General features: G+C 61.4%; 4 protein-coding genes. 3 read left to right on the forward strand and 1 reads right to left on the reverse strand.

All coding sequences use genetic code 11. From position 1 onward, the window contains the following. Window positions 1-37: 37 nt before the first annotated feature. Window positions 38-1,048 (forward strand): YeiH family protein, encoded by a 1,011-nt coding sequence (locus ACH6CV_RS15835; RefSeq protein WP_456359187.1) that lies wholly within the window; start codon window positions 38-40, stop codon window positions 1,046-1,048. A gap of 176 nt (window positions 1,049-1,224) precedes the next feature. On the opposite strand, the gene ACH6CV_RS15840 is transcribed toward ACH6CV_RS15835, so the two are convergent. Further along, window positions 1,225-1,473 (reverse strand): helix-turn-helix domain-containing protein, encoded by a 249-nt coding sequence (locus tag ACH6CV_RS15840; RefSeq protein ID WP_456359188.1) that lies wholly within the window; start codon window positions 1,471-1,473, stop codon window positions 1,225-1,227. 368 nt (window positions 1,474-1,841) lie between these two features. On the opposite strand from ACH6CV_RS15840, the gene ACH6CV_RS15845 reads away from it, so the two are divergent. Both ACH6CV_RS15845 and ACH6CV_RS15850 read left to right on the forward strand, forming a co-directional pair. After that, complete coding sequence (locus tag ACH6CV_RS15845) at window positions 1,842-3,308, forward strand: extracellular solute-binding protein (RefSeq protein WP_456359189.1); 1,467 nt, start codon at window positions 1,842-1,844, stop codon at window positions 3,306-3,308. Between the two features lie 41 nt (window positions 3,309-3,349). Beyond that, window positions 3,350-6,189 (forward strand): diguanylate cyclase domain-containing protein (locus tag ACH6CV_RS15850; RefSeq protein WP_456359190.1); only part of this gene is annotated, 2,840 nt, incomplete at its 3' end.

Here is a 6,189-nt window from a genome sequence, read left to right on the forward strand (position 1 = left end):
GATTTGGTGAATTCAATTGAGGAAGGATCTTTTTGTGATGGCGAAATACAAACAATACGGCGTTGGTTTCCTGTTTACGCTGGCACTGGGCGTACTTTCCCTGTGGCTGGGCCGCCTGATTCCGGGGGATATCATTGGCTCCAGCGTGCTGGCGCTGGTCTTGGGCATGCTGATGCACCCGGTTTTAGAAAAGATCCCGCAAATGTCGGCGGGCGTCACATTTGTATCCTCGAAAATTCTGAAGCTCGGGATCATCCTGATGGGCATCTCCCTGGGCTTTTCCCAAGTGCTGATGGTGGGCAAATACGCCCTGTTGCTCATGGCGGTTACCCTCGCAACAGCCTTTGGCGGCGGCTACATTTTGGGGCGGATCTTCAAGGTCGATTGGAAGCTGTCCAGTTTGCTTTCGGCGAGCACGGCCATTTGCGGCGGCACGGCGGTGGCCACGCTCGGTCCCGCCATTGAAGCGGATGACCGGGACATTGCTTACGCGATATCCGCCACCTTTATGTTTGATCTGCTGACGGTGATTGCGTTCCCGTGGATTGGCCGCATGCTTGGCTTGAGCGATACAAGCTACGGGCTATGGGCCGGAACGGCCGTCAATGATACCTCGTCCGTCGTCGCCGCCGGCTATGGATTTTCGGAAATCGCGGGAAGCTTCGCCGTCATTGTGAAGTTGACGCGCACGCTCTTCATTGTTCCTGTCGTGCTGGCCTTCTCCTACATTCACGCCAGAACCAAGGCCAAGTCTGCGCAAAATTCCCAAAAGGTCCGGGTCACATCCATCTTCCCGTGGTTCATCCTGATGTTCCTGGGCATGGTGGCGGTAAAAAGCACGGGCTTGGTCCCCGCGAATGTCGTGGCGGGCGTGTCCTTCCTGTCAAAACTGTTTATGGTCATGGCGCTGAGCGCAATCGGATTGAAAACAAGCGTTCAGGAAGTCCGAGGTGTTGGTTGGAAACCGATGTTCTTAGGGGTGTGCATAGATACCTCTGTGGTATTTGTCTCATTAGGCGCTCAGGCCGTTTTGCAGAAACTATTCTGATATTGGGAAGGGAAAGCTGTTTATCCAAAGCGCGCAGCCGGAGAATCTCTCTGTATTGAGCCATTCGACGGCCTCCCCGGGTTCTTCTTGCATCCCCACGGATTCCGGCTGGCATAAAACAGGCAAAGGGCCGTAGCATATCATCGGCGCTGCAGCCCTTCTTTTATCGACTCCGGTCAGGCTCGGTCCGACGCGCGGGGCCCCACCTCTTCTTCGATCCGTTCGACCAGTTGGGAGGGCCGCATTTCAAGCGCGCACGCGATCCTCCACACGGTTTCGAGGTTCGCGCGCTTCCGCCCCGTTTCGATCATGGCCAGATGAGAGCGCCCCATGCCTGAAAGCCCGCTCAGCACCTCCTGCGACAGGCCCTTTTCCTTGCGCTGCTTCCGAATGGCCTCGCCCACCGCCCGACTGGAAAAATGCATATATCACGCCCCCCTCTCAAAGAAAGTGTAGTGAAGAAATCAATCGCAAATGTATCCGATAGTAGACATTCACGAAAAACTGTGCTATACTACATATATGCCGATATGCCGATCAAATTCCGCGCGTGGCGGCTGCTGCATTTCCGCCATTTCCCGCCCGCAAAATCCTCGACGTAGCGTTGCTACGCCTTGGGCTTTTGCAAGCGCGATCTGACGGAAATTCCCCTCACCGCCGTACGCGTACTTTAATCGGCGATAACCTGGATTTCTATGAGTTCGATGCAAATCATTATTGCATTCTGCATAATCATCTGGTATAATATACTGGAATTGTTTGTCATGGATGAAATGCTGCGGGAGTGGATAGAATGGCTGCTTACAGGCACGTCCGGCCGGCTTTGCTGTGCTTCTCGGTCGCCGCCATAGTCTTTTTGTCCGGTTGCTCGGCCGAGCCGGTCCCGCCTCCGGTCAAGCTGACGCTGTGGCATTACTATAACGGCGCGCAGAAGCAGATGTTCGACGAACTGGTCGCCGAGTTCAACGCGGGCGCGGGCAACGATGCCGGCGTGAGCGTCGAGGCCTATAGCCAGGGCACGGTGGACGAACTGAGCGGCAAGGTGATCGACGCGATCGACTGCAAGGTAGGCGCGGGGCAGGTGCCCGACATATTCGCGGCTTACGCCGATACCGCCTACGAAATCTACGGGCGCGGCCAGGCGGTCGACCTGAAGCAGTACCTGAGCGAGGACGACCTCGCGCGCTTCGTACCGGCCTATCTGTCCGAGGGCGCGTTCGAGGACGGTCTGTTGATGATCCTGCCGGTCTCCAAGTCCACCGAGCTCTTGCTGCTCAATAAGACCGATTGGGACGCGTTCGCGCGCGAAACCGATGCGAGCGATGCGGAACTCGCGACCTGGGAGGGCATACGCAGGCTGTCCCGCGCCTACTACGAATGGACCGACGCCAAGACAGAGGCGCCCAACGACGGCAAGGCGTTCTTCGGGCGCGACGCGCTGGCCAACCACATGATTATCGGCGCGCTGCAACTGGGCGACGAGCTGCTCAAGGCGCAGGCGGGTACTGTCGCGCTCACCTTAAACAAGTCCACGATCCGCCGGCTGTGGGACAGCTACTACGTGCCCTACATCAGCGGCCACTACGCAGCGATCGGGCGCTTCCGCTCCGACGACGCCAAGACCGGCGACATCATCGCGCTGGTGGGCGCGACGAGCGGCGTGCTCTACTTTCCCCGCGAGGTCACCCGCCCGGACGCCTCGACCTATCCGATCGAGGCGGCGGCATATCCGCTGCCCGTGTTCGAGGGCGGCGCGCCCTGCGCGGTGCAGCAGGGCGCAGGCATGGCGGTGGTCAAGTCCACCGAGGCGCGCGAGCGCGCCGCTGCGCTGTTTCTCAATTGGTTCACCCAGCCCGAACAAAACATGCGCTTCTGCCTGGGCACCGGCTACCTGCCGGTGGCCGCCGTGGCCAGCACGCGCGAGGCGCTCGACCGGTTCCTCGCCCAATCGAATCTGGACGTATCGCCGCTCATGAAAGAAGCGCTGCACGTGGGCGCGGACACGGTACAGCACAGTCGGCTTTACACCACCAAGGCATTCAGGTGCGGCAGCCGCGCGCGCGCGGTGCTTGCGGATTTCATGCAGCAGCAGGCCGACGCCGACCGGATCAAGGTGCGCGGGCTGGTGGCAACCGGCCTCCCCTACGAGCAGGCGCTCGCCCGCTTTGACTGCGATGAGCATTTCGACACCTGGTATGCCTCGTTTTCCGAAGCGTTGAATGCGGCGGTATTCGATTATCCCTTAGAGGTGCGCCCATGACCGATGATCCTTCGCCCGCCACACCTGCACGCAGGCAAAGGATGCACGAAACCATTCTTGCGCGTTTGCTCGTACCGGTTTTCGCGGTCATGATTTTGCAATCGCTGCTCTACATGGTGTTGTTCTGGCGCGGCAATGTGATCGCCCATGCGGACCGCCTCGCCTACGACATGCTGACCGAGCGCACAGCCGGGCGTCGGCAGTCGCTCGAAAGCGAAATGCTGCGCAAGTGGTCGGACGTGCGCGAAACCGAGCTTTCGGTGCTCGGCAAGCTGCGGCGCGCATTGGCGGAGTCGCGCGCTTCGGTCAGCGACATCGGCCGCGACGCCGAGTTCAATGCGCGGCTGGTCAAGCGGCTGGTGCCCGACCTCTTGTACATGCTGCGCAAGAATATGGTGACCGGGGCCTTCGTGGTGCTGGACGGGCCGGGGCTCAAGTCCGATCCGACCGGCTCCTCCCGCGCGGGCTACTACCTGCGCGACCTGGACCCCTCGAACTACTCGATCAACAATACCGACATCATGGTAGAGCGCGGCATGCCCGACATCTCAAAGCTGCACAAGCTGACCTTTGATGCCTACTGGCAGCCGGCGTTCAGCTTCTCGGGCGAGGACGACCCCGACGCGCGCTTCTTCTTCGCGCCGCTCAACGCCGCGCGCGCGCACGGCAGCAAGGAAAGCGATCTGTTTGGCTATTGGTCTCCCGGACATCGGCTGGGCCCCGCGGACATACGCGTCATCAGTTACTCCATTCCGCTGATCCTGGACGGCGGGCAGGTGATCGGCGTGCTGGGCGTGGACATCACCGAGTCCTACCTGCTCTCGCTGCTCAATACCGGCGAGCCGCTGCCCGGCGCGCGCAACGCCTATTACCTGGGCGTCACCCGGGACGGCGATCGCTACCGGCGCGTGGGCGCGGTCGGCGCGCTGTGGGGCGCGCTCGGCAGCCCCGAGGCGCTGACGCTGGGCGACGGCGTCCATGGCCCCACGCGCGTGCTCGAGGGCGCGCCGGGCGATCTGGGGCAGACGCTCGGCTGCGTGCAGGATCTGAACCTCTACCACATCAACACACCCTTTCACGGCGAGCAATGGTCGCTGATTGCCGTGGTCGAGCGGGACGAACTCCTAAGCTTTTCTACCCAGATTTTTCGGGCGGCGCTCTTCATCACCGCCCTCGCGCTGGTGATGGGGCTGGTCGCCGTGGCGATCGCCAGCCGCATGGTCACCAGCCCCATTACCTCGGTGCTGAAAGACCTCAGGCAGAGCGACCCCAACCAGCCGTTGGCGCTTAAGAAGCTGGGCATCAGGGAGATCGACGAGCTGACCGGCTCGATCGAGGCGCTGAGCGAGTCGGTGGCCGAATCCTCGTCCAAAATTTCGAAGATCCTCTCGATGACCAAGGCATCGATCGGCGTGTTCGAGTACGACGACGGCGCCGATCGGGTGTTTGTGAGCGACAACCTGTTCCAGGTGATGGGCTTGCCCGATTCCGACCGCCCGGCGGGCGCGGACTGCTTCATCCCGCGCGCGCTGTTTGACCAGCTGATGGACGGCCTCGCGCTGCGGCTGGTGGATCCACGCGAACAGATCTACAAGATCGAATCGGGTCGCGGCGGCACCCATTGGGTGGGGCTTACGCTGCTCAAGGAAAACGGCAAGACGCTGGGCGCGGTGTCCGACGTGACGCGCGACGTGCTGGCCAAGCAACAGATCGAGTACGAGCGCGACTACGACTTGCTGACCAATTTGTATAACCGCCGGGCGTTCCACCAGAAGCTCAGCGAGCTGTTCACCTCGGGGCGCGACCTCAAGTTCGCCGCGCTGATTATGTGGGACCTCGACAACCTCAAGTACGTCAACGACACCTACGGCCACGAGTGCGGCGACCGCTACATCATCGCGCTGTCCGAATGCCTGACGTATTTTTCCGCCATGGCCATGGGCAACGCGGTCTCGGCGCGGCGCTCGGGCGATGAATTCTATACCTTGCTGTACGGCTTTGACTCGATCGAGCAGGGCCGTGCCGCGATCCGGAAGGGTTGGAACAACCTCAAGCGCCAGTCGTTCTTCCTGCCGGGCAACATCGATTACGGCATCCGCGTCTCGGGCGGCATCGCCTGGTACAAGCGCGACGCCGACACCTGGCAGGAGCTGCTGCACTACGCCGATCACGCCATGTACCACGTAAAGCACAACCGCAAGGGCCGGCTCAACGAGTTTGACAAGGCCGATTATCTGAGCGATACCTCGGTGATATACGGCATGGAGGCGTTCAACAAGCTGATCGACTACTCGTTGGTCAAATATGCCTTCCAGCCCGTGCTGTCGGCGGCGGACGGATCGGTCTATGGTTATGAGCTTCAAATGCGCCCGCAGGTCAGCGAGTTCAAGACGCGCAAGGATGTGTTGCGCCTGGCGCAGGCGCAAGGCAAGCTGTACCAACTCGAGCGCATCACCTGGTTCGGCGCGATGGCCGCGTTCGCCGAGCGGGCCGCGCGCGGCGACATCGCGCCCGGACAGCGCGCGCTCATCCCGTCGATCACGGGCCAGGCGCTGTCTAAGGAGGACGCCGATCAGTTCGCGCGGCAGTACGCGCCCTATTTGGATCGGATCGTGCTCGAAGTGGACGAGAGCGAGGCCGAGGACGTCGCGCGCAAGGCGGCGCTCGTCAAGGATTGGGCGGGCATGATTGCGGTAAACGGCTGCGACATAACCGGCAACTGCGAATCCTTGATGATCGCGCTGTCGCCCGGCCTAATCAAGCTGGACGCCTCGCTGGTGCGCGGGGCCGATCAGGAGGACAACCGTCAGGGTATGCTCAGCAGCATCATCGGCTATGCCCGCTTGCGCGATGCACAGGTCGTAGCCGAAGGCGTCGAGAC

This window comes from Anaerozeibacter quisquiliarum, from assembly GCF_051162045.1.
Lineage (GTDB): Bacteria > Bacillota > Clostridia > Christensenellales > Aristaeellaceae > Anaerozeibacter > Anaerozeibacter quisquiliarum.

Coding starts and splice junctions, on each gene's coding strand:
- ACH6CV_RS15840 (WP_456359188.1), bottom strand. CDS start 1,473: ATGCATTTTTCCAGTCGGGCGGTGGGCGAGGCCATTCGGAAGCAGCGC.
- ACH6CV_RS15835 (WP_456359187.1), top strand. CDS start 38: ATGGCGAAATACAAACAATACGGCGTTGGTTTCCTGTTTACGCTGGCA.
- ACH6CV_RS15845 (WP_456359189.1), top strand. CDS start 1,842: ATGGCTGCTTACAGGCACGTCCGGCCGGCTTTGCTGTGCTTCTCGGTC.